Annotated in this window: 22 protein-coding genes; all 22 read left to right on the forward strand. The window is 39.1% G+C overall.

Translation table 11 applies throughout. From position 1 onward, the window contains the following. Positions 1 to 31: 31 nt before the first annotated feature. The 22 genes from MKY80_RS04790 (at position 32) to MKY80_RS04895 (ending at position 22,519) form a co-directional block, all read left to right on the forward strand. Positions 32 to 1,135: a dipeptide epimerase gene (locus MKY80_RS04790; RefSeq protein WP_008173727.1), complete on the forward strand. Its 1,104-nt coding sequence runs from the start codon at positions 32 to 34 to the stop codon at positions 1,133 to 1,135. Between the two features lie 111 nt (positions 1,136 to 1,246). Beyond that, positions 1,247 to 3,313, forward strand: coding sequence for an ATP-dependent DNA helicase RecG (gene recG / locus MKY80_RS04795; RefSeq protein ID WP_089985542.1), 2,067 nt, complete (start codon positions 1,247 to 1,249; stop codon positions 3,311 to 3,313). A 130-nt stretch (positions 3,314 to 3,443) separates the two neighbouring features. Continuing rightward, the gene (gene fapR, locus MKY80_RS04800; RefSeq protein ID WP_025113910.1) at positions 3,444 to 4,016 is read left to right on the forward strand and encodes a transcription factor FapR; all 573 of its coding nucleotides are present in this window, start codon (positions 3,444 to 3,446) and stop codon (positions 4,014 to 4,016) included. 2 nt (positions 4,017 to 4,018) lie between these two features. Further along, the gene (gene plsX, locus MKY80_RS04805; protein WP_089985313.1) at positions 4,019 to 5,011 is read left to right on the forward strand and encodes a phosphate acyltransferase PlsX; all 993 of its coding nucleotides are present in this window, start codon (positions 4,019 to 4,021) and stop codon (positions 5,009 to 5,011) included. A gap of 18 nt (positions 5,012 to 5,029) precedes the next feature. Then, on the forward strand, positions 5,030 to 5,983 hold the full coding sequence (gene fabD / locus MKY80_RS04810) for an ACP S-malonyltransferase (RefSeq protein ID WP_239354270.1): 954 nt from the start codon (positions 5,030 to 5,032) through the stop codon (positions 5,981 to 5,983). Further along, entirely contained in the window at positions 5,976 to 6,722 is a 747-nt protein-coding gene (fabG, locus tag MKY80_RS04815) for a 3-oxoacyl-[acyl-carrier-protein] reductase (protein ID WP_008181677.1), read from the forward strand. The genes fabD and fabG overlap by 8 nt, the downstream gene beginning before the upstream one ends. Positions 6,723 to 6,780: 58 nt before the next feature. After that, complete coding sequence (gene acpP / locus MKY80_RS04820) at positions 6,781 to 7,017, forward strand: acyl carrier protein (protein ID WP_008181678.1); 237 nt, start codon at positions 6,781 to 6,783, stop codon at positions 7,015 to 7,017. Positions 7,018 to 7,412: 395 nt separating this feature from the next. Next, entirely contained in the window at positions 7,413 to 8,177 is a 765-nt protein-coding gene (gene rnc, locus MKY80_RS04825) for a ribonuclease III (protein ID WP_008181680.1), read from the forward strand. A gap of 3 nt (positions 8,178 to 8,180) precedes the next feature. Next, a complete protein-coding gene (smc, locus tag MKY80_RS04830; protein ID WP_239354272.1) occupies positions 8,181 to 11,756 on the forward strand; it encodes a chromosome segregation protein SMC in 3,576 nt (1,191 codons plus the stop codon). 2 nt (positions 11,757 to 11,758) lie between these two features. Further along, positions 11,759 to 13,033, forward strand: a complete 1,275-nt coding sequence (ftsY, locus tag MKY80_RS04835) for a signal recognition particle-docking protein FtsY (protein WP_089985317.1) — start codon at positions 11,759 to 11,761, stop codon at positions 13,031 to 13,033. Positions 13,034 to 13,374: 341 nt separating this feature from the next. Continuing rightward, the gene (locus MKY80_RS04840; RefSeq protein WP_008181685.1) at positions 13,375 to 13,710 is read left to right on the forward strand and encodes a putative DNA-binding protein; all 336 of its coding nucleotides are present in this window, start codon (positions 13,375 to 13,377) and stop codon (positions 13,708 to 13,710) included. Between the two features lie 12 nt (positions 13,711 to 13,722). After that, positions 13,723 to 15,081, forward strand: a complete 1,359-nt coding sequence (gene ffh, locus MKY80_RS04845) for a signal recognition particle protein (RefSeq protein ID WP_089985319.1) — start codon at positions 13,723 to 13,725, stop codon at positions 15,079 to 15,081. A 94-nt stretch (positions 15,082 to 15,175) separates the two neighbouring features. After that, the gene (gene rpsP, locus MKY80_RS04850) at positions 15,176 to 15,448 is read left to right on the forward strand and encodes a 30S ribosomal protein S16 (protein ID WP_004269411.1); all 273 of its coding nucleotides are present in this window, start codon (positions 15,176 to 15,178) and stop codon (positions 15,446 to 15,448) included. 15 nt (positions 15,449 to 15,463) lie between these two features. Continuing rightward, on the forward strand, positions 15,464 to 15,697 hold the full coding sequence (locus MKY80_RS04855; protein WP_004269410.1) for a KH domain-containing protein: 234 nt from the start codon (positions 15,464 to 15,466) through the stop codon (positions 15,695 to 15,697). Between the two features lie 353 nt (positions 15,698 to 16,050). Then, positions 16,051 to 16,566 (forward strand): ribosome maturation factor RimM, encoded by a 516-nt coding sequence (rimM, locus tag MKY80_RS04860; protein ID WP_089985320.1) that lies wholly within the window; start codon positions 16,051 to 16,053, stop codon positions 16,564 to 16,566. Continuing rightward, positions 16,566 to 17,303 carry a tRNA (guanosine(37)-N1)-methyltransferase TrmD gene (trmD, locus tag MKY80_RS04865; RefSeq protein WP_089985545.1) on the forward strand — a complete coding sequence of 246 codons (738 nt, stop codon included), beginning with the start codon at positions 16,566 to 16,568 and terminating at the stop codon, positions 17,301 to 17,303. Before rimM ends, trmD begins: the two co-directional genes overlap by 1 nt. A gap of 116 nt (positions 17,304 to 17,419) precedes the next feature. Then, positions 17,420 to 17,764: a 50S ribosomal protein L19 gene (gene rplS, locus MKY80_RS04870; RefSeq protein WP_008181294.1), complete on the forward strand. Its 345-nt coding sequence runs from the start codon at positions 17,420 to 17,422 to the stop codon at positions 17,762 to 17,764. Positions 17,765 to 17,869: 105 nt separating this feature from the next. After that, complete coding sequence (lepB, locus tag MKY80_RS04875; RefSeq protein ID WP_008181292.1) at positions 17,870 to 18,433, forward strand: signal peptidase I; 564 nt, start codon at positions 17,870 to 17,872, stop codon at positions 18,431 to 18,433. A gap of 57 nt (positions 18,434 to 18,490) precedes the next feature. Beyond that, entirely contained in the window at positions 18,491 to 19,363 is an 873-nt protein-coding gene (gene ylqF, locus MKY80_RS04880) for a ribosome biogenesis GTPase YlqF (RefSeq protein ID WP_025113918.1), read from the forward strand. Positions 19,364 to 19,519: 156 nt separating this feature from the next. Further along, positions 19,520 to 20,281, forward strand: a complete 762-nt coding sequence (locus MKY80_RS04885; protein WP_008181288.1) for a ribonuclease HII — start codon at positions 19,520 to 19,522, stop codon at positions 20,279 to 20,281. 49 nt (positions 20,282 to 20,330) lie between these two features. Beyond that, entirely contained in the window at positions 20,331 to 22,220 is a 1,890-nt protein-coding gene (locus tag MKY80_RS04890) for a hypothetical protein (RefSeq protein ID WP_342532269.1), read from the forward strand. Continuing rightward, positions 22,217 to 22,519 (forward strand): EscU/YscU/HrcU family type III secretion system export apparatus switch protein, encoded by a 303-nt coding sequence (locus tag MKY80_RS04895; protein WP_008181284.1) that lies wholly within the window; start codon positions 22,217 to 22,219, stop codon positions 22,517 to 22,519. The genes MKY80_RS04890 and MKY80_RS04895 overlap by 4 nt, the downstream gene beginning before the upstream one ends. Positions 22,520 to 22,668 lie beyond the last annotated feature (149 nt).

Below are 22,668 nucleotides of genomic sequence, written 5' to 3' on the forward strand. Positions count from 1 at the left end.
AGACTATTTATACAAAAAGGAGTTATACGTCGTGATAAAAAAGATTGAAGTGTTTGCAGCACGTTTACAATTAAAGGAACCATTCGTTATTTCGTATGTTCATTTAGATGATATGCCAACTATTCTTACCAGAATAGAGACGGATGAGGGTGTAGTTGGCTGGGGCGAAGCTGTGCCTGATCAAAATGTGACTGGTGAAACTTGGGAGAGTACGTATCATGTTATTAAACATGAATTAGCCCCATTATTGATTAATGAAGATCCATTTGCTGTAGAGCGTATTCATAAAAAGTTTAATGAAAAAATTGATGGAGTCCCTTCAGCAAAAGCAGCATTGGACATTGCGCTCTATGATTTGATGGGAAAAATGACTGGACAACCTGTTTATCAATTAATTGGTGGAAAAGCACATGAGGAATTACAGGTGCCAAGAGTGATTAGTATTAAGAGTCCTGAGGAAATGGCTAAAGATGCAAGTGAATTTGTAAAATCGGGCTTCCGTAATATTAAAATTAAGGTTGGTACAAATGCTGAATCAGATATTGCTCGTATTCGTGCGGTAAGAGAAGCAATAGGTGACGAGGTGCAACTGCGGGTAGATGCCAATCAAGGCTGGAATAGGATGGAGACACTAAAAGTAATAAGAGAAACTACAGCTTGTCATGTAGACTGGTACGAGCAACCTGTAAAAGCACATGATTTAAGAGCGTTAAAAGAAATCAGAGCCCTTTCACCTTGTAGTATTATGGTAGACGAGGGTGTTCATAATATTTATGATTTAGTCGATGTCATAGAAATGCGTGCTGCGGATATGCTAAATATAAAATTAATGAAATCAGGTGGAATATATCCAGCTCTAGCTCTTGCAAGTCTGGCTGAGGCTGCAGAGATGCCTTGTCAAGTAGGCTCTATGGTGGAATCAGCAATCGGAACAATGGCTGGAGCGCACCTAGCGATCAGTAAGTCTATTATCCATACAAACGAGATGGTTGGGCCTTTAATGTTTGTAAAAGATGTGGCAAATGTTACATACTATAAAGACATCCTGCAGTTAAGCCATAAAGCTGGATTAGGTATAGAAGTTGATGAGCAATATGTGAAAGAAATTACATGTTTCTCTTGTGAAATTAAATAATCAAAAATTTAACCCTATCATTCATTGGTAGGGTTTTTGCTTATGTGTAGGGTTAGGGAAAAAAATTATGGTACATTAGAGAGAGAGGCTATAACACTACATAAACAAGCAATGAAGGGAGTGTGGGATAAGATGACTGAATTATATGGACCCGTCAATGAATTAAAAGGCGTCGGGAAAGAAACAGCAGCACATCTTGAATCACTAGGAATCAATACAATAGCTGATTTATTATGGACGTTCCCACATCGACATGAAGATTTTCGTTTAAAAGATTTAGCGCAAACACCACATAACGAACGGGTTACAGTTGAGTGTAAGGTGGAGCGGGAGCCTACGGTTTTATTTTTAGGTCGCAATAAATCAAGACTCCAAGTAACCGTTTTAGCAGGAAGACATTTAGTGAAAGTCGTATTTTTCAATCAGGGCTATTTAAAGCAAAAGCTTGTACCTGGTTCTATTATTACGGTGACTGGTAAATGGGATCGTGGTAGACAAGTAATCAATGGCACTTCTGTTATATTTGGTCCTAAAACGGATCAAGTAGACTTTGAGCCTGTCTACAGTCTGAAAGGTTTGATTCAACAAAAAAGATTTCGAAAATATATGAGACAAGTATTGGACGATTATGGTGCTAATTTGCCTGATGCAATTCCACAAGATTTGCAGGATTCCTATAAGCTTGTGCCTATACAGGAAGGCTTGGAGGGTATTCATTTTCCGCTAGATGCACAACATGCTAAACAAGCGAGAAGACGTTTTGCTTATGAAGAGCTATTAAATTTTCAACTACGTATGCAGGCGTTACGTAAGGTACGGAAGGAAAATGAACAAGGAACTGTCATTCAATATGATGTGCATATGCTACGTGAATTTATCGCGGCATTACCATACGAATTAACCAATGCTCAAAAACGTGTTGTCAATGAAATTTGTAAAGATTTGAAGGAGCCACATCGAATGAATCGCTTATTACAAGGTGATGTAGGTTCGGGGAAAACCGTGGTGGCAGCTATAGGCCTATACGCTGCAGTTTCAGCAGGTTATCAAGGTGCGTTAATGGCACCAACAGAAATTTTAGCAGAGCAACACTTGGAGAACTTGCTAGAATGGTTCCAACCATTTGGCGTTCGTGTGGCTTTATTATCTGGTTCAACCAAAACGAAGGAGCGCCGTGTTATACTTGCAGATTTGGCAAATGGAGAGCTCGATATTGTAATTGGTACACATGCCTTAATCCAACCTGATGTTATTTTTAAAAATCTAGGTTTTGTTATTACCGATGAACAACATCGTTTTGGTGTTGAACAACGTCGCATATTGAGAGATAAAGGGGAAAACCCGGATGTGCTCTTTATGACAGCCACTCCAATTCCCAGAACACTTGCCATTACAGCGTTTGGAGAAATGGATGTGTCGATGATTGATGAAATGCCGGCAGGGCGTAAGCAGATTGAAACCCATTGGATGAAAAAAGAACAATTCGGATCGGTTATATCAAAACTAGAAGGAGAGCTAGCCGCTGGAAGGCAGGCCTATGCCATTTGTCCTCTTATTGAGGAATCAGATAAACTGGATGTTCAAAATGCAGTTGAAATCTATGAACAGCTAGCAACTTATTTTACAGGCCGCTATCAAGTTGGTCTAATGCATGGACGTTTATCTGCAGATGAGAAGGATGCTGTTATGCGTGCTTTTAGTGATGGGTCCATACAGGTTTTAGTTTCTACGACAGTCGTTGAAGTAGGGGTGAATGTACCGAATGCTACATTTATGATTGTCTATGACGCTGAACGCTTTGGTTTAGCACAATTGCACCAGCTACGAGGGCGTGTTGGACGAGGTGAACATCAATCCTATTGTATTTTACTGGCTGATCCTAAGTCTGACGAGGGGAAAGAGAGGATGCAGTCTATGACAGAAACAAATGATGGTTTCCGCTTAGCTGAGAAAGACTTAGAGTTGCGAGGACCAGGGGATTTCTTTGGACGTAAGCAAAGTGGTCTACCAGATTTCAAAGTAGCTGATTTAGTACATGATTACCGGATTCTTGAGACTGCTCGAAAGGATGCTACTACGATGCTTGAAACCGATGATTTTTGGCATGGTGACGACTATCGGTACTTGAGAGAAATGTTAGAAAATTCTGGCGTTTTGCAAGGGGAGCGCTTCGATTAATAATTGTATGATGATTCATGCGGAGAATGCAGGACTTGATTTCAAAACAAGTCTTGCATTCTTTTTTTAACCTCTATATACTGATATTAGTACCAAGTGCTAATAACAACTCAAAAGGTGGCGAATGATGTTGAGACGAACAAAAAAAGAACGACAGCGACTACTATCTGAAACGATAGCTGAAAATCCATTCGTCACAGATGAACAGCTAGCAACACAGTTTCAGGTAAGTGTTCAAACAATTCGTTTAGATCGTATGGAATTATCCATACCAGAATTACGAGAGCGTATTAAAGATGTCGCTTCAAAAAACTATGAAAATGAAGTAAAATCTCTACCGATTGATGAGATCATCGGAGAAATTGTTGATATTGAATTAGATAATCGAGCACTTTCGATTTTTGATGTGAAAGAAGAACATGTTTTCCAGCGCAACGGCATCGCACGAGGACATCATTTGTTCGCGCAAGCAAACTCCTTAGCGGTAGCCGTTATTAACGATGAACTAGCATTGACAGTACATTCTACTATTACGTTTGTGAAACCTGTTCGTGCTGGAAATCGTGTTATTACAAAAGCGATTGTTGTCGGACGAGATGATAAAAATCATCGGACAAAAGTCGAGGTAACATCTACTGTGAATGGTGAAACCGTTTTTGTTGGTGAATTTGATATGTACCGTACGAAAGGTAAGGGTGAGTAATAATGAAATTAGCGCTTGATGGAATGGGTGGAGACAATGCACCAAAATCAGTAATTGAAGGTGCACTCTTAGCATTAGAGCAAATTCCAAATTTAGAAATTCAATTATATGGACAGCAAGAGAAGCTCGAGCCATTTTTAAAACAACATGATCGATTAACGATCGTACATTGTGAGGAAGTCGTTGAAGGAACGGACGATCCAGCACGTGCTGTTCGTAGAAAAAAGGATTCTTCCATGGCGCGCATGATGGACGCAGTGGATGAGGGTAGAGCAGAGGCTTGCCTGTCAGCAGGAAATACAGGTGCTTTAATGGCAGGCGGTTTATTTAAAGTAGGTCGTATTGAGGGAATTGCTCGACCAGCTTTAGCTACGACATTACCAACACTTGATGGTAAGGGCTTTTTAATGCTTGATTTAGGTGCAAATGCAGATGCCCGTCCAGAACATTTAGTGCAATATGCTATTATGGGCGATATTTATGCGAAGAAAGTTGGCGGCCTACAAAAACCTAGAATCGGCCTATTAAATATCGGTACAGAAGATAAAAAAGGAAATGAATTAACAAAAGCAGCCTTTGATTTATTAAAGGAAGCGGATTTGAATTTTATTGGTAATGTAGAGGCACGTGATTTACTTGAAGGAGTAGCTGATGTCGTTGTTACGGATGGCTTTACAGGAAATATGGTGCTGAAGTCAATTGAAGGTACTGCAGGTGCTTTATTTTCAATGTTAAAAGAGGCGTTTATGTCTTCAACAAAAACGAAGATCTCAGCTGTCCTTATGAAAAATAATTTACGTGACTTAAAACATAAAATGGACTATACAGAATATGGTGGTGCTGGATTGTTTGGCTTACAAGCACCCGTTATAAAGGCGCATGGATCATCTAATGCGAAAGCGATTTTTAGTGCTATCCGCCAAGCAAACACAATGGTAGAACATACTGTTATTTCGACAATTACAGAGACAGTACGCCACATAGAAATTGATTAGACAAAGGGGACTATTCAAATGACGAAAATTGCATTTATTTTTCCAGGACAAGGTTCGCAAGTAGTAGGAATGGGGCAAGAGTTTGTTGAAAATGCTGCGGAAAGTAGAGCCTTCTATGATCGTGCAGATCAAGCTCTTGAATTGGAGCTATCTAAGCTTATGTTAGAAGGTCCAGTAGAGGAATTAACATTAACATATCATGCTCAGCCAGCACTACTTACTACTGGGGTAATGGTAGCAGAGAAGCTACGTGCAGCAGGAATTCAACCTCATTATGCAGCAGGTCACTCTCTTGGAGAATATGGCGCATTGGTCATAGCGGGTGTCATGTCCTTTGAAGATGCAGTGAAGATTGTGCATAAACGTGGTCTATATATGAATGAAGCTGTACCTGCTGGACAAGGTGCTATGGCAGCCATTTTAGGCATGGAATTAGAAGCGTTAAATGAAGTAACTGAGCAAGTGTCAGCAGCAGGGGAACCTGTGCAGGTAGCCAATGTTAATTGTCCGGGTCAAATCGTTATTTCAGGTACAAAAGAGGGTGTTGAGAAGGCATCAAGCTCTGCAAAAGAAGCAGGGGCTAAGCGTGCTATATCATTAGTTGTAAGTGGTCCATTCCATTCTGAGCTAATGCGACCATCGTCAGAGAAGTTGAAAGCGGTGTTGGCGGATGTTACTTTAGCTGCTCCGCAAATTCCTGTTGTAGGGAACGTTATGGCGAAGGAGTTAACGGATGTTCCAGCCATTCAACAAGAGCTTGTTGAACAGGTTTATAGTGCTGTACAATGGGAGGCCTCTATGCGCGAAATGATTGCACAAGGTGTGGATGTCTTTATTGAATGTGGCCCAGGTAAAGTATTAAGTGGTCTCTTGAAAAAAATCGATCGCTCTGTTACTGCCTATTGTGTCTATGATGAGGCATCACTAGAAGCGGTTTTAGAAGCGTCAAAGGAGTGGTCAATCAATGCGTAAACTTGAAGGAAAAGTAGTTGTTGTAACAGGAGCTTCACGAGGAATTGGTCGTGCTATTGCATTAAAGCTTGCTGACGAGGGTGCAAAAGTTGTCGTGAACTATAGCGGCTCGCAAGCAAAAGCTGAAGAAGTAGTTGCTATGATTCAAGAGGGCGGTGGCGAGGCAATTGCTGTACAAGCTAGCGTTTCTCAAACAGAAGAAGTGACAGCCTTAATGGATACTGCTGTGAAAACATTTGGCTCCCTTGATATTTTAGTGAATAATGCTGGTATTACAAGAGATAATTTACTTATGCGCATGAAGGAAGATGAATGGGATGATGTATTAGATACGAATCTTAAGGGTGTTTTCCTATGTACCAAAGCGGTAACACGCCAAATGATGAAGCAGCGTGCCGGTCGTATTATCAATATTTCATCGATTGTTGGCGTAGCTGGAAATGCGGGCCAAGCAAACTATGTTGCAGCTAAAGCAGGTGTTATTGGGTTAACTAAAACAACTGCGAAGGAATTAGCGTCACGTAATATTTTAGTCAACGCTATTGCACCTGGCTTTATTGAAACAGAAATGACTGATCAGTTACCAGAAGATATTAAACAAGGGATGTTAACACAAATCCCACTTGCGAAACTAGGGCAGCCGGAAGATATTGCTAAGGCAGTTGTTTTCCTTGCATCTGAAGACGCTAACTATATGACAGGACAAACACTTCATATAGACGGTGGTATGGTCATGTAATTTGAATTAGGCATAGGCGCTAATTTTCTGTATAATCATTTGAGGGGAGGTGAATCATTTGTCTACAGTATTAGAACGCGTAACAAAAGTAATCGTGGACCGTTTAGGTGTTGAAGAAAGCGAAGTAACACTTGAAGCTTCTTTCCGTGATGATTTAGGTGCTGACTCATTAGACGTAGTTGAGCTTGTAATGGAGCTTGAAGACGAATTCGATATGGAAATTTCTGATGAAGATGCTGAAAAAATCTCAACAGTAGGTTCTGCAATTTCATACATCGAAAGTAAAATTAACTAATTTCGTTTATACTTTATTTAGCAGAAATTTATCACCCTTATAGGTGTAATGGTTATCGTAATTATACAAATCGTATTTATGATTGGTTGAATAAAGAGAAATAGTTTACTGCTTTTCTTTACAAAGAAGCAGATCTAATAGACAAAGATGTATTCAAAGGGGACGAAATAGATCGGTTTACGATCTATGGACGTCCCTTTTTTGTGTCAATTATACAGTGGATTTATATTCCGAAGATCGATTCGGACGCAAATGTGCCAAGGCTTTATTGAATTTGAAATAAATTTTCTAAAAATTTTCCAAAATATTGTGTTTAAGCCGAAATACTTTTGCATAAACGCTTTGAAAAAGGTACACTAAAACGGTAGAAACTATTAGGAAGGCAGATTTGTTCAATGGCTATGAAAAGAAAAGGAACTATGCAGAAATCTGGCGTACTTCCTGAAAAAGTACGCAATCAATTCGAGCTGTTACAGCATGAATTAAATATCACATTTGTTAATAAAAATTTATTGTATCAAGCATTCACGCATTCATCTTATGTGAATGAGCATCGCCGTAAGTTATTTACGGATAATGAGCGTCTTGAATTTTTAGGAGACGCAGTACTTGAACTGTCTGTTTCTAAATATCTTTTTGAGAAATACCCGAATATGAGCGAGGGTGAGTTAACAAAGTTACGAGCATCCATTGTTTGTGAACCATCTCTAGTTATTTTTGCGAATGAACTAGGCTTTGGTCGCTTTGTTTTACTTGGAAAAGGTGAAGAATTAACAGGTGGACGGGAACGCCCAGCACTACTTGCAGATGTGTTTGAGTCATTTGTAGGTGCCCTATATTTAGATCAGGATTTACAAACGGTCGTGTCTTTTTTAGAACGTATCGTGTTCCCAAAAGTAGAAGTCGGTGCTTTTTCGCATGTGATGGATTTTAAAAGCCAATTGCAAGAAATGGTACAGCAAACGAATAATGGACTTCTTCATTATGAAATCATTGATGAAAAAGGTCCTGCACATAATCGTACCTTTGTATCAAGCGTCTTACTGAACGGACAAGAGCTTGGTATAGGTCGGGGAAAATCGAAAAAAGAAGCCGAGCAGCAAGCTGCACAATGTGCGATGCGAATGATGCGAGAAGAAGCTGCGAAAGAGGAGGCTTAAAAGATGTTCCTAAAACGACTAGAAGTGATTGGCTTTAAATCATTTGCGGAGCGCATTGGTATTGATTTTGTACCCGGTGTTACAGCAGTTGTGGGACCAAATGGCAGTGGAAAAAGTAATGTCACAGATGCAATACGTTGGGTACTTGGTGAGCAATCGGCAAAGTCGTTACGTGGATCAAAGATGGAAGATGTAATTTTTGCAGGGAGTGACTCTCGGAAGCCACTCAACTTTGCAGAGGTAACACTAATATTAGATAATACCGACGAGCAACTTGCTTTTTCCTATACAGAGGTCAGCGTAACAAGACGCGTATACCGTTCAGGTGATAGTGAATATTTATTAAATAACCAGCAGTGTCGCCTGAAGGATATTACGGACTTGTTTATGGATTCAGGGCTTGGAAAAGAGGCATTTTCTATAATTTCACAAGGTCGTGTCGATGAAATTTTAAATAGCCGACCTGATGACCGTCGTTCGATTTTTGAAGAGGCAGCTGGCGTATTAAAGTATAAAATAAGAAAGAAAAAAGCAGAGCATAAGCTTGTTGAGACAGATGAGAATTTATATCGTGTATTAGATATTCTTCATGAATTAGACAGTCGACTTGGACCGCTTGAAATGCAAGCATCTAGTGCAAGAGACTATGTACAAATGTCTACTGAGCTAAAAGATTTTGATATTGCCATTCTTGTGCATGATTTTAAAAATTGTGCACAATCTTTGCGTGCGCTTAAAGAAGAGTACACAAACCTATCTGAGATAGAGCAAAAGCAAGCTCAAGATATTGCTACTTTCGATAAACAGACAACTAATATTCGCAAGCTATTAAAAGAACTTGATGAATATTTGGATGTTTCTCAAGCTGACCTAGTCAATGCCACAATGGAGGTAGAACGTTGGGATGGACGAAAGGCGCTAATGGCTGAAAAGCGTCAAAATGCGTCCAATCAATTACAGCAGCTGAATACGTCATTACAAGAGGCCAAAGCAGAAGTAGAGGCACTGTTTATGCAGGAGCAGGAGAAAAAAGACGTATTTTCTGAAAAACAACAAGCCGTGTTGGTGCTCAAACAAAGCATTAAACAGTTAGAGCAATCTTTAAATCGCTCCGTAACGGAAATCGAACAAGAAATTGAGGAGCAAAAAAACCGATATATCGATTCGTTGAATGAAGAAGCGACCATCAAAAATGAGTTGAAAAATATCGATCAGCAGTTGGCTCAACAAAAAGCTATGGCAACACGAATGTCCGACCAAACTGATGAAATCGGGCAAGAGCTTATGCAAATTGTTGCTGAAAAAGAACAGCTAATAGCTGCACATACTTCAACAACAAATGACTTACAAGAAAAGCTAGAACAATATGAAGCTTTACAAATACAGTTGAAAAATGTTAATTCTACCTTTACTGAAAAGCAAGATATGCTTTATAAGGCTTATCAGCATCAACAGCAACTAAAAGCTAGAAAAGATACGTTAGCGGAGCTTGAAGCTGACTTTTCAGGGTTTTTCCAAGGGGTTAAAGAAGTGCTGCTTGCACGAGATAAAGGTGAATTACAAGGTATTGAGGGTGCTGTAGCTGAATTAATCCAGGTTGAGGGGAAATACTCACAAGCGATAGAAACGGCTTTAGGAGCCGCCTCTCAGCATATTGTTACAACTAATGAACGCCATGCCCAACAGGCTATTCATTGGCTAAAGCAAAAGCGAGCTGGGCGTGCTACTTTTTTACCAAAAACCGTAATGAAATCACGTAAAATTAATTTAGCGACTATCCAATTAGCAACTGAGCACCCAGCATTCATTCGGATGGCGGATGCGTTAGTGACTTTTAATGAAGATAATCGAACGATTGTTGAAAATCTTCTAGGCAATGTCATTGTTGCAGCAAATCTTGAAGGGGCAAGTCAAATTGCTAGATTATGTGGATTCCGTTATCGAGTGGTTACACTTGATGGAGATATTGTTAATGCAGGGGGCTCGTTAACGGGTGGTGCCCTTAAACAGCAATCTTCACTCTTTACAAGAAAAGCAGAATTAGATGGTTTAATTCTTAAGTTAGAGACATTGCAAGCTTCCATTTATGGTGCAGAACAGGCTGTTGCAGCGGAAAAAGAAAAGCTAGCAACACTTCGAGATCAAGTAGAGCTATTGAAGCTTGAAGGGGAGCAATTACGAAAAGATGAGATGCAGCAGGCGGGTCGTTTACGTGAGCTAGAGGCTGTAGAAAAAAGCTTATCGGCTAGAGTAACCTTTGCTTCGACTGAAACACAGGATGTTAAAACACGTGAAGAGTCATTATTGGCTCAAAAGCAAGAAGCAGAGGAACGTTTAAGTGCGCTTGCAGGAGAATTAATCGAAATCAATGAAACCGTTGAGCAATTAAGTAAGGTTAAGCTACAAAGTGAGACAGAGAAAGATGTATTACGTGAGCAATTGGCAGAAAAACGCTCACAATTAGCTGTTATGCAAGAACAAATGTCACAAGTTCAAATAGCTACAGCTGACTTAGCCCTACAATTAAACAAAGCTCAACAAAAAGTTGAAAATATTTCTCAGGAAATATCGTGGCTTCAATCTGATGAATCGACAAATTATTTAAGTGATGAAGAGGTCGATGAACAGGTGTTGACATGGAAGAACAGAAGAGATGCGCTACAAGAGACAATTTCTCAGAAAAAAGAGGAAAAAGTAGGGCAACAGAATGAACTTTCATCGTTAGAGGCTCAGCTGAAGGAATTACAACGTATCCATAAGGGGTATCTTGAAGCGATACGTGCAAATGAGTTGAAACGAAATCGTGTTGAATTTGAAATGGACAATTTCACAGCTCAGCTCGAGGAGAATTATCAGTTAACATTTGAAGAGGCAGAAGAAGAAGCACAGGCTATAGAAGATGAGGAATTTGTACGTCGACGTGTTAAATTGCTTAAAAAATCAATTGAAGAGCTAGGCCCTGTTAATTTAGGCGCGATTGAAGAATATGAAAGAGTGCTTGAACGACATACTTTCTTAACTGAACAGCGAGAGGATCTACTTGCGGCGCAAGAAACATTGCATGAAGCCATTAAAGAAATGGATGAAGAAATGACAATGCGCTTTAGCGAAACGTTCTATGCGATTCGCGAACAATTTAAACGTGTATTCCGTGAATTATTTGGTGGAGGGCAAGCCGATTTAGTGCTAATTGATCCGCAGAATTTACTAGAAACAGGCATTGACATTGTTGCTCAGCCTCCAGGGAAAAAGTTACAAAACTTAAGTTTGCTTTCTGGTGGTGAACGTGCGCTAACGGCGATCGCTTTATTATTCTCCATCTTAAATATAAGACCTGTCCCATTCTGTATTCTCGATGAAGTAGAGGCTGCCCTTGATGAAGCAAATGTTGTGCGCTACAGCCAATATTTGAAGAAGTTTAGTGGTGAAACACAATTCATTGTCATTACACATCGTAAAGGAACGATGGAGGGAGCGGATGTCCTGTATGGTATAACTATGCAGGAGTCAGGCGTATCAAAACTTGTATCAGTAAAATTAGAAGACGAACCCGTACTTGCGGAGCAAAGGAGCAAATAAGGATGAGCTTTTTTAAACGTATAAAAGATAAATTGATGGGGAATCCAGCGGACGAAGAAAAACTAGAAGCCATTGAACATGATTTAGATTCTCATCCACAGGAATTAGAAGAAGGCGGTGAACCTGCCACTACTGAGACTGTTGTTGAAGAACCTTCTGAGCAATTCTCACCAATAGAAGATACTACAGAATCCGAACAATCTTCGGACATCGAAGGTACAAAGGATTTAGAGCCGCCTTCTCCAATAGAGGAAGAAGAGCAGCTAGAAGTACAAATTATTGAGGAACAACCAACAGAGGAGAAAAAACCTTCTGCTTGGTCTATTACGCAAAAATTTAAAGCGGGCCTTGAAAAAACACGTAATTCCTTTACATCAAAAGTGAACGACCTTGTTGCACGTTATCGTAAAGTGGATGAGGATTTCTTTGAGGAATTAGAGGATCTTTTATTACAGGCCGATGTTGGTTTTGAAACGGTCATGGAACTGATGGATAAATTACGTTTCGAGGTACAACGTAAAAACATAAAAGATACAAATGGTATCCAAACTTTAATTTCTGAAAAGCTTGTAGAAATTTATGAGCAAGGTGAAGATGATTTAATTGAATTAAATATGCAGCCTGATGGTGAACTGACAGTCATTCTATTTGTTGGGGTGAATGGTGTAGGGAAAACAACGACAATTGGTAAACTCGCTCGTCGTCTCAAGTCCCAAGGCAAAACAGTTGTTTTAGCTGCGGGTGATACATTCCGTGCAGGTGCTATCGATCAATTACAAGTGTGGGGAGATCGTGTAGGCTGTGAGGTTATTAAACAATCTGAGGGCTCTGATCCAGCGGCAGTTATGTATGATGCAATTCGTGCTGCGAAAAACAGAAAAGCAGATGTGTTAATTTGTGATACAGCAGGACGCTTACAAAACAAAGTGAATTTAATGAACGAGCTTGAAAAGGTACATCGTGTCATTTCCCGTGAAATTCCAAGTGCTCCACATGAAGTATTATTAGCGTTAGATGCAACAACTGGTCAAAATGCCCTTGTTCAAGCACAAACATTTAAAGAAGCAACGAATGTGACAGGTATCGTTTTAACAAAGCTGGACGGTACAGCTAAAGGCGGTATTGTACTTGCAATCCGTAACAAATTACACATTCCTGTGAAATTTGTAGGTCTTGGGGAGAAAATGGACGATTTACAGCCATTTGATGCAGAACGATATGTCTATGGATTATTTGCCGATGGTTTAGATAAAGAATTACAAAATAATGAAGAATAACAGTAAAATGGGCAGTGTCATTTTATCTTGATCTAGCATTCATCTCCTTCATGTATCGGAGGGGATGAATGTTTGTTTTGTTTTTTTATGAGTCATTCATTTTAGGTTAACCTCTCGATGTTTAACTTAAGAAATGTGGCACCAATCCACTGAGTGTAGTGGAGTAGAAACGCTCGACTGTGATCAGTTGAATTGACTTGTTGGAAAGAGTCATACTAGCTACAGGCAAGAATTGCCCGAAAGTAAGTAAATTAGGCTTTTAGACAAGGAGATTACCTTGACACAGACGGGCGCTTTTCGTTATGATACAAATGACTAAATAGCGGGAGGAGAAACATTCGATGCTACTTGAAAAAACAACACGCATGAACTTTCTCTTCGACTTTTATCAAGCATTATTAACAGATAAGCAAAGAAGTTATATGGAACTATACTATTTGGATGATCACTCACTAGGTGAAATCGCTGAATCGTATGGTGTATCACGCCAAGCTGTCTACGATAATATTCGTCGAACAGAAGCAATGCTTGAGGAATATGAAGAAAAATTATGTTTACTTGAAAAATTTCAACAACGTACCCAAATGCTTTCACAGCTAACAATGGGGATAACAGAACAAAGTATGACGGCTGAAGAGCAGCTAGTGCTTATCGAACAGCTGAAAGAATGGGATTAGGAGGCGAAAGCAATGGCTTTTGAAGGATTAGCGGAACGACTCCAAGGAACGATCCAAAAAATTAAGGGCAAAGGGAAAGTATCGGAGCAAGACGTCAAAGAAATGATGCGTGAAGTCCGATTTGCTTTAATTGAGGCGGATGTTAACTTAAAAGTAGTCAAGGAATTTGTAAAAAAGGTTAGTGAACGTGCTGTTGGCGTCGATGTTATGCAAAGCTTAACACCCGGTCAACAAGTTATTAAAATTGTACAAGACGAATTAACAGAATTAATGGGTGGCGAGCAAAGTCCAATTAAATTTAATACGAAGCCTCCAACTGTTATTATGATGGTCGGCCTCCAAGGGGCAGGGAAAACGACAACTTCAGGTAAATTGGCAAATGTTCTAAGGAAAAAATATAATCGTAAACCATTGTTAGTAGCAGCCGACGTTTATCGTCCAGCAGCTGTTCAACAATTAGAAACATTAGGTAAACAACTTTCATTACCAGTTTTTTCGTTAGGCACTGATATTTCCCCTGTAGAGATTGCACGTCAGGCAATTGAAAAGGCGAAAGAAGAGCATCATGATGTCGTAATTATCGATACGGCTGGTCGTTTGCATATCGATGAGGATTTGATGCAAGAATTAAAAGATATTCGCGCATTAAAAGAGCCAGATGAGGTCTTCCTTGTTGTCGATGCAATGACAGGTCAAGATGCTGTAAACGTAGCAGAAAGCTTTAATGAGGCTATTGGTATTACAGGGGTTGTCTTAACAAAACTTGATGGTGATACTCGTGGTGGTGCAGCATTATCTATTCGTTCTGTAACGCAGAAACCAATTAAGTTTGTCGGTATGGGTGAGAAAATGGATGCGCTAGAACCTTTCCATCCTGAGCGTATGGCGTCTCGTATTTTAGGTATGGGAGACGTTCTATCGCTGATCGAAAAGGCCCAAGCCAATGTAGATGAAGCAAAAGCCAAAGAGTTAGAAGAAAAATTCAAGACTCAAACCTTTACACTTGATGATTTCGTGGAGCAATTGCAGCAAGTTAAAAAAATGGGACCTATAGATGAAATTTTAAAAATGCTCCCTGGTGCAAACAAAATCAAAGGCTTAGATAATGTTAAAGTTGACGATAAGCAAATGGGACGTGTAGAGGCGATTATTTACTCGATGACGCCTGCAGAAAAGACGAATCCTGAATTAATTAATGGTAGCCGTAAAAAGCGTATTTCTAAAGGTTCAGGGACTTCTATTCAAGAGGTGAATCGTCTGATCAAGCAATTTGATGAAATGAAAAAAATGATGAAGCAAATGACTGGAATGGCTAGTGGTAAGGGCAAGAAAAAAATGAAATTACCAGGCTTTGATTCATTGTTTAAATAATAATTTTTAGGTGTTAAGAAAAAACACTTTACAAACAACCTAAACATTGATAATATACTATCTTGTGTGAAACTTATTCGGAGGTGCTATTAAAATGGCAGTTAAAATTCGCTTAAAACGTATGGGAGCTAAAAAATCTCCTTTCTATCGTATCGTAGTTGCAGACGCTCGTTCACCACGTGACGGCCGTCAAATCGAAACAGTTGGTACTTACAACCCACTAACTCAACCAGCTACTGTAAACATTGATGAAGAGAAAGCTCTTAAATGGTTAGCTGACGGTGCAAAACCATCAGATACAGTACGTAACCTGTTCTCAGAACAAGGTATCATGGAGAAATTCCATAACCAAAAATTCAGTAAATAATCGGGGGCGACGTCTTTGAAGCAGCTGATTGAAGCAATCGTTTTACCGTTAGTCGATTATCCAGAAGAAGTTCGTATTGAGACGGATGAAAATGCAAATCGAATTGTTTATAAACTTTTTGTTCATCCAGAGGATCGAGGGAAAGTCATAGGCAAGCAGGGGCGAGTAGCGAAAGCGATTCGTACAATTGTTTATTCAGCGGCAGGTAGTCACCATCAAAAGAAGACCTACGTCGATATATTGGATTAATAGAAAAGATTTTCGCGCTCTTGCAACGAGTACAATTGAGTCCTGATAGGTGTGTTTACATGTCGCTTAGGAGTTCGAAGTGGACTTTAGCATGAAGCGTAATATCTGGACTAAGAAGGAGGGAGCTTGTAGGTTCCTTCCTTTTTTTCTTTATTTCGCCTAGAGTTGTTCTTTTTATTTTGGACAAACAGGGCATATAGCAACAAAGATTACAGCTAGAGACAATTGATTATATTAATATGGACGAGACAATTGATTGTCTTAGCTGAACCTACATTCTTCCAAAGTGAATTTGAGTAAGAGAATGAATGCAATGGGAGAGAGTAGTACGTTTTTAATGAGGTGATAGTTGAATGGAATGGTTTAATGTAGGTCGAATTGTCAATACACACGGTATTCGAGGAGAGGTGCGTATATTATCGACAACAGACTTTGAAAAAGAACGTTTTGCGGTAGGGAATAAGCTTGCTGCCTTTAAAAAGGACGATAAAAAACCAACTTGGGTAACGATTCAATCAGTGCGTCGTCATAAAAACTTTATTTTATTAACATTTGAAGGTATGAATAACATCAATTTGGTCGAGCCGTTTAAAGAAGGTTTGTTAAAAGTGACAAAAGATCAAATGACTGACGATCTCCTTCAAGAAAATGAATTCTTTTTCCATGAGATTATAGGTTGTACAGTTGTTTCTGAAGAAGGCGAAACAATTGGCGTTGTGAACGATATTCTACAAACAGGTGCTAATGATGTATGGGTGGTTAAAGGCTCGAAGAAAGAGCATTATATCCCTTATATAGAAGATATCGTGAAAGATATTGATGTGGTAGAGAAGAAAATTGTCATTCACGTAATGGAAGGTTTATTATGATGAATATTCATGTGCTGAGTCTTTTTCCCGATATGTTCTCAGGTGTTTTCGGGGCTTCTATTTTAAAGAAAGCTCAAGAAAAAAATGCGGTTAAGCTAGAGGTAACCGACATCCGTACATTTTCGGGGAATAAGCACAATCAAGTGGACGACTATCCATATGGCGGCGGAGCAGGCATGGTTTTAAAGCCTGAGCCGATGTTTAGCGCTGTAGAAGCAATTTGTGCAGGAAAACAACCACGCATCATTTTAATGTGCCCTCAGGGAGAACGATTTACCCAAAAAAAAGCAGAAGAATTATCACAGGAGAAGGAATTAGTCTTTTTATGTGGTCACTATGAAGGCTATGATGAACGTATACGCCAGCACCTTGTAACAGATGAAATTTCTATTGGAGATTTCGTTTTAACAGGTGGAGAACTAGGAGCAATGACGGTTATCGATAGTGTTGTACGCCTATTACCAGGTGTATTAGGCCAAGAAGATTCACATATACAAGATTCCTTTTCAACGGGTCTCTTAGAGCATCCTCATTATACTCGACCAGCAGAATTTCGAGGAATGAAGGTGCCAGATGTTTTATTATCGGGCAATCACGCAAAAATTGAGCAATGGCGTGAGGAGCAATCGTTGAAAAGAACCTTTGAACGTCGTCCTGATTTACTCGATGATTATCCTTTAACTGACAAGCAAAAATTGTATTTAGAAAAACTTAAAAACAATCAACAAGATGCTTGATTGCCTAGTATATTTATGATAACATTTAATCTGTACTTCTATGTGAAGTACTGAATTACGGTGTTCCGCTGTGGCATAGATTGCGTGCAAGAGCATCTGTCTAAGGAGAGAAAACAATGTCAAACATTATTACAGAAATTACAAAATCTCAACTTCGCACTGATCTACCTGCTTTCCGTCCTGGTGATACTGTTAAGGTACACGTGAAAGTAGTAGAGGGTACTCGTGAACGTATCCAGCTTTTCGAAGGTGTAGTAATTAAACGTCGTGGTGGCGGTATTAGCGAAACTTTCACAGTTCGTAAAATTTCTTACGGTGTAGGTGTTGAGCGTACATTCCCTGTACACACACCAAAAATCGCTAACTTAGAAGTTGTACGTCGTGGTAAAGTACGTCGTGCTAAACTTTACTACCTACGTAACCTACGTGGTAAAGCTGCTCGTATTAAAGAAATTCGATAATTATGACTTAAAAGTGAGGGGCTTGTACGCAAGCTCCTTTTCTTTTTGCTTGTCATCTTAATTCCCTATCAACTAAAATAGTGTTAGACAAGGGGGCATTTCTCAATGGAAAAACAGGTGAAAGAAAAGAATGAATTATGGGAATGGACAAAAGCGCTATTAATTGCATTTGCGATTGCTGCAATCATACGATATTTTTTATTTACACCAATTGCAGTTGATGGTGAGTCCATGATGCCAACCCTTGAAGATGGCGACCGCATGATTGTGAATAAAATTGGTTATAAAATAGGTGAACCGAAACGCTTTGATATTGTTGTGTTTCATGCGCCTGAACAAAAAAATTACATTAAACGTGTAATTGGATTGCCAGGGGATTCACTGGAATATAAAGACGATCAATTATATATCAACGGTGAGCCAATTGATGAGCCCTATTTAGATGCTTATAAAGCTCAAATCGCAGGGGGAACATTAACAGAAGACTTTACCTTAAAAGACATCGATGTTTCATTAGATGAGATTCCAAAGGGGTATGTTTTTGTCATGGGGGATAATCGACGAAATAGTAAAGACAGTCGACATATTGGTCTTGTAGATCAAAAGGAAATCATCGGCAATACAAGTTTGATTTTCTGGCCGTTTAATGACATAAAAATTGTAAAGTAATGCAAGAAAGGGAGCGTTTATGAACTCCCTTTTTCTTTTAATTTAGGAGGCAAAGCAGTGACAATTCAATGGTTTCCCGGGCATATGGCAAAGGCCCGACGTGAAGTAACAGAAAAATTAAAGCTTGTTGATATTATATTTGAGTTAATAGACGCCCGTTTACCTTTATCGTCTCGTAATCCAATGATAGATGAAGTCATTAATCAAAAACCACGTCTTTTAATTTTGAATAAGGCGGATATGGCAGACGAGCAAGAAACACGCAAATGGGTAGATTATTTTGCACAGCGTGGTCATAAAGCAGTAGCCATTAACTCCCTTGAGGGTAAAGGCTTACAACAAGTAACAAAGGCAGCGCAGGAAATATTAAAAGAAAAGTTTGATCGCATGAAAGCAAAAGGGATGAAGCCTCGAGCTATTCGTGCAATGATTGTTGGTATTCCGAATGTTGGGAAATCAACACTGATTAATCGCTTGGCGAAAAAAAATATTGCTAAAACGGGAAATACACCGGGTGTAACAAAGGCACAGCAATGGATTAAGGTCGGGAAAGAACTTGAGCTATTAGATACGCCAGGGATTTTATGGCCAAAATTTGAAGATCAAGAAGTGGGCTTTAAATTAGCTTTAACAGGAGCTATTAAAGACACCATCACAAACATGGAAGACTTAGCAGTATACGGCTTACGTTTCTTATCCGTTCATTATCCAAAGCGTATGGAGGAGCGTTACGGCTTTGAATTCGTCCATGAAGATTTGGTTGAAACCTTTGACCATATTGGGAAACTTCGTCGCGTGTTTGGTGCAGGTGGAGAAATTGATTATGATCAAGTAGCTCAACTAATCGTTCGAGATATTCGAGGCTTGCAATTAGGCAAATTAACATTTGATTTTGTGGATGAACAACTAGAAAAAGAATCAGAACAATAAAAAGTATTGGAAACTGTCACACCCTCTTTGTGACAGTTTTTCTTTTAGGAATGAATTTTCCTACCGATAATAATTATATAGAGGAAAAAAATGAAGCTACATAATGACTGAAATGGATATATAGGTTTAATAAGTAGAGGCAAGAAGGAGTAAGAAATGAGAAGTATTAAAGAAATTACAGTAGCATTAAAAGATGCGGAAGAATGGCAAGAGTGGATGTCAGGTATTGCAGAAGATGAACGAGTAGGTGTACAAAAGGCTTGGGTTTCTTGGCAAAAGAAACAAGAAAAAAGGCGCCAATTACTTCAGGAACATCAAGCAAAAGTGGCATTTGATTTAAGTTATGGGGGAATAGATGCTTTAATTGCAGGTGTCGATGAAGCGGGGCGTGGTCCTCTTGCTGGGCCAGTCGTTACAGCGGCTGTAATTTTGCCAACAAATAGTGAGGCTCTAGTTGGTTTGAATGATTCTAAGCAATTATCGAAGGATAAACGAAATGCCTTTGCCGCTTTAATTAAAGAACATGCAATTAGTTATTTTATTCACTTCCAACCGGCTCAACAAATAGACGAGCTTAATATTTATGAGGCGACCAAACAATCTATGAAGGCAAGTGTGGAATCGTTATCGAGAAAACCAGATTATGTTTTAGTAGATGCCATGACATTACCTATGGCTATCCCTCAGGATTCCATCATTAAAGGAGATGCCAAAAGCTTAGCAATAGCAGCAGCCTCCATTCTAGCTAAAACAGCCCGAGATGATTATATGGAACAATTAGATAAAGATTTTCCTATGTATGGTTTTGCACAACATGCTGGCTACGGTACAAAGCAGCATTTAAAAGCACTAGAAGAATACGGACCAACGATTCACCATCGTAAATCGTTTGAGCCGGTTAAATCCATGTTTGAATAATACGTTAACACCAATTACCGAAGGAGTAATTGATGAAAGGAGTATATATATGACAGCCACATCATTTAATCCGATCCAGATGCAACAAAACCCAATAACTGCAAATAATCAGCCACTGGCCTTAAAACAGGGACAAGTATTTCATGGAACGATTAAGAAATTATACCCAGATCAAATGGCGGAGATACAAGTAGGAAATCAAAAATTTATCGCTAAACTTGAAGTTCCATTAAAAGCTGGAGATGCCCATTTTTTTCAGGTAACAGGAACAGATCCACAAGCAGAATTGAAAGTGGTGTCAGGACCGATGACGCCAACCACTTCACCAAGCCAACAAATTAATCAGCTATTAGAGTCTATGAATTTACCTAAGTCAGCAGAGATGCAGCAATTATTAGGACATTTTATGAAGGCAGAGCTACCAATTTCAAAAGATCAACTTTTACAAGCTGAAATGTGGTTAAAGGCATTACCAGAGGGTATATCTAAAATGGATGCTTTGCAAACGATTCAAAAAATGATAGAGCTTAAAATGCCAATGACTAATGAAGTGTTTCAAGCGCTAATGAGTGGACAAAAGACTTCTGGTATGGCGGCTATTATGGAAAACTTTGCACAGCTTCTAGCAAAAGATACAGCCTTGCCTGAACAGCTTAAACAAAATTTAATGCAGCAAGTACAAGCAATTACAAAGCCATTTGAAGTAGAAACAGGTAGCGTGGTTCTTGCAAAAGTTCTAGAAAGTTTAACAAATAATGCTGCTACAACTAGTGAAAAAATGCAAGCCTTGTCGATCTTAAAGGAGTCGGGGATAATTCCGAATCAGGCAACATTGCAAAATTGGTCAAGTATGAACGAGGGAAAAGCTTCTCAGCAAATGCAGCAAGCGGGTCAAGTCGTTCAGACTATCCTAACAACGAAGCCTGAAAATGCCGCTCAGCTGATCGAGCAACTTAAATCTTGGACAACAAATCAACAATTTTTAACAAATGATCAAAAGCAACAGATTAATCAGCTAATTGATCGTTTTAATCAGTTACCTGTCACAAAGCAAACAGTAGATATTTTTGCTAAACAAATGCAGGATCAATTATTAAAAACCTTTTCTCAAAATACGTCCAATCATTTATTTACACAGGACATAAAAGGACTGTCAGTAAAAGATCATCTACTGTCTTTATTGAAGCAAGAGGTAGCTTCTCCCTTACAAAATGAAGCCTTTATGCGTAATCTTGTAAAAAATAGCATCGCTTCTTCACAGCCCCTCATTCAACAAATAGTGACACAAGCAGACGCTCTTGTACAAAATTCGATGGATAGTAAGGCAATGGAGCATGCGATGAAAACAGTGTTAAAAAATTTAGGGATTAGCTATGAGGCGACACTCGGAAACAAATCAGCGGATTTACAAATGATTGCACATCAATTAAAACCGCAGCTTCATACATTATTGCAGGAAACTAATATGACACCGCAATTGAAGGAAGCGGCAGAAATGTTAATGACACGAATGAATGGGATGCAGCTATCATCAGGCGAAAATGGACACCAACATCAACTGATTATGCAAGTTCCGCTAGAATTTTTCGGTAAGAGAATGGATGCTACATTGCAATGGAATGGTCGCATGAAAGATGATGGTAAAATTGATGCCAACTATGCGAGGGTATTATTTTATTTACAAATGGCATCCATGCAAGAAACGGTCATTGATATGCAGGTTCAAAATCGAGTAGTTACAGTAACGGTCTTTAATGAACATTTGGAGATTCAATCGATTGCAGAACCACTAAAGGCAGCATTAAAAGTAGGGTTGGCAGAAAAAAATTATCAACTATCAGGCGTTTTTATGAAACAATTTGACAAGGGCCAGGCGGTCAAAAATAGTCCTGTAGTAGAACAGCAAGAGGAACAGAGTGGGGTGGATATCCGCGTATGAGCGAAGAAAAATTTACCCGTAAAGAGGCAATTGCGCTAACTTATAAACTCGGTCAATTCGATAGTCCGACTGTTGTAGCAAAGGGAAAAGGGAAAATTGCCGAGAACATTTTGGCAAGAGCAAATGAGCATAATGTGCCGATTTATGAGGATCCTAACCTTGTACATCTGCTTGGTCAATTAGATTTAAATGAGTCCATTCCTGAGGAATTATATCAGGCTGTGGCAGAGGTATTTGCTTTTATATATCGTTTAGATCAAGAGCATGCGCGAAAATATAGAAAAAATGAAGTATTCTGATTATTTTTACAAGCTGTTTTAGTACACAAATTAGAAGAATGCGTCATAATAATAGAGAAAATTCGAACAAAAGACAAAGTGTAGACTTTATCAGAATGTTTCGTTAGAATAGACTATGTTAGTAAAACAATTTTATGCAAATGTTTGAT

Origin of the sequence: Lysinibacillus sp. FSL R5-0849 (genome assembly GCF_038595075.1) — a bacterium.
Lineage (GTDB): Bacteria > Bacillota > Bacilli > Bacillales_A > Planococcaceae > Lysinibacillus > Lysinibacillus fusiformis.

Coding starts and splice junctions, on each gene's coding strand:
- MKY80_RS04895 (WP_008181284.1), top strand. CDS start 22,217: ATGAGCGAAGAAAAATTTACCCGTAAAGAGGCAATTGCGCTAACTTAT.
- rplS (WP_008181294.1), top strand. CDS start 17,420: ATGTCAAACATTATTACAGAAATTACAAAATCTCAACTTCGCACTGAT.
- rnc (WP_008181680.1), top strand. CDS start 7,413: ATGGCTATGAAAAGAAAAGGAACTATGCAGAAATCTGGCGTACTTCCT.
- recG (WP_089985542.1), top strand. CDS start 1,247: ATGAAGGGAGTGTGGGATAAGATGACTGAATTATATGGACCCGTCAAT.
- ftsY (WP_089985317.1), top strand. CDS start 11,759: ATGAGCTTTTTTAAACGTATAAAAGATAAATTGATGGGGAATCCAGCG.
- ffh (WP_089985319.1), top strand. CDS start 13,723: ATGGCTTTTGAAGGATTAGCGGAACGACTCCAAGGAACGATCCAAAAA.
- fabG (WP_008181677.1), top strand. CDS start 5,976: ATGCGTAAACTTGAAGGAAAAGTAGTTGTTGTAACAGGAGCTTCACGA.
- rimM (WP_089985320.1), top strand. CDS start 16,051: ATGGAATGGTTTAATGTAGGTCGAATTGTCAATACACACGGTATTCGA.
- fabD (WP_239354270.1), top strand. CDS start 5,030: ATGACGAAAATTGCATTTATTTTTCCAGGACAAGGTTCGCAAGTAGTA.
- lepB (WP_008181292.1), top strand. CDS start 17,870: ATGGAAAAACAGGTGAAAGAAAAGAATGAATTATGGGAATGGACAAAA.
- smc (WP_239354272.1), top strand. CDS start 8,181: ATGTTCCTAAAACGACTAGAAGTGATTGGCTTTAAATCATTTGCGGAG.
- MKY80_RS04885 (WP_008181288.1), top strand. CDS start 19,520: ATGAGAAGTATTAAAGAAATTACAGTAGCATTAAAAGATGCGGAAGAA.
- rpsP (WP_004269411.1), top strand. CDS start 15,176: ATGGCAGTTAAAATTCGCTTAAAACGTATGGGAGCTAAAAAATCTCCT.
- MKY80_RS04840 (WP_008181685.1), top strand. CDS start 13,375: ATGCTACTTGAAAAAACAACACGCATGAACTTTCTCTTCGACTTTTAT.
- trmD (WP_089985545.1), top strand. CDS start 16,566: ATGAATATTCATGTGCTGAGTCTTTTTCCCGATATGTTCTCAGGTGTT.
- MKY80_RS04890 (WP_342532269.1), top strand. CDS start 20,331: ATGACAGCCACATCATTTAATCCGATCCAGATGCAACAAAACCCAATA.
- plsX (WP_089985313.1), top strand. CDS start 4,019: ATGAAATTAGCGCTTGATGGAATGGGTGGAGACAATGCACCAAAATCA.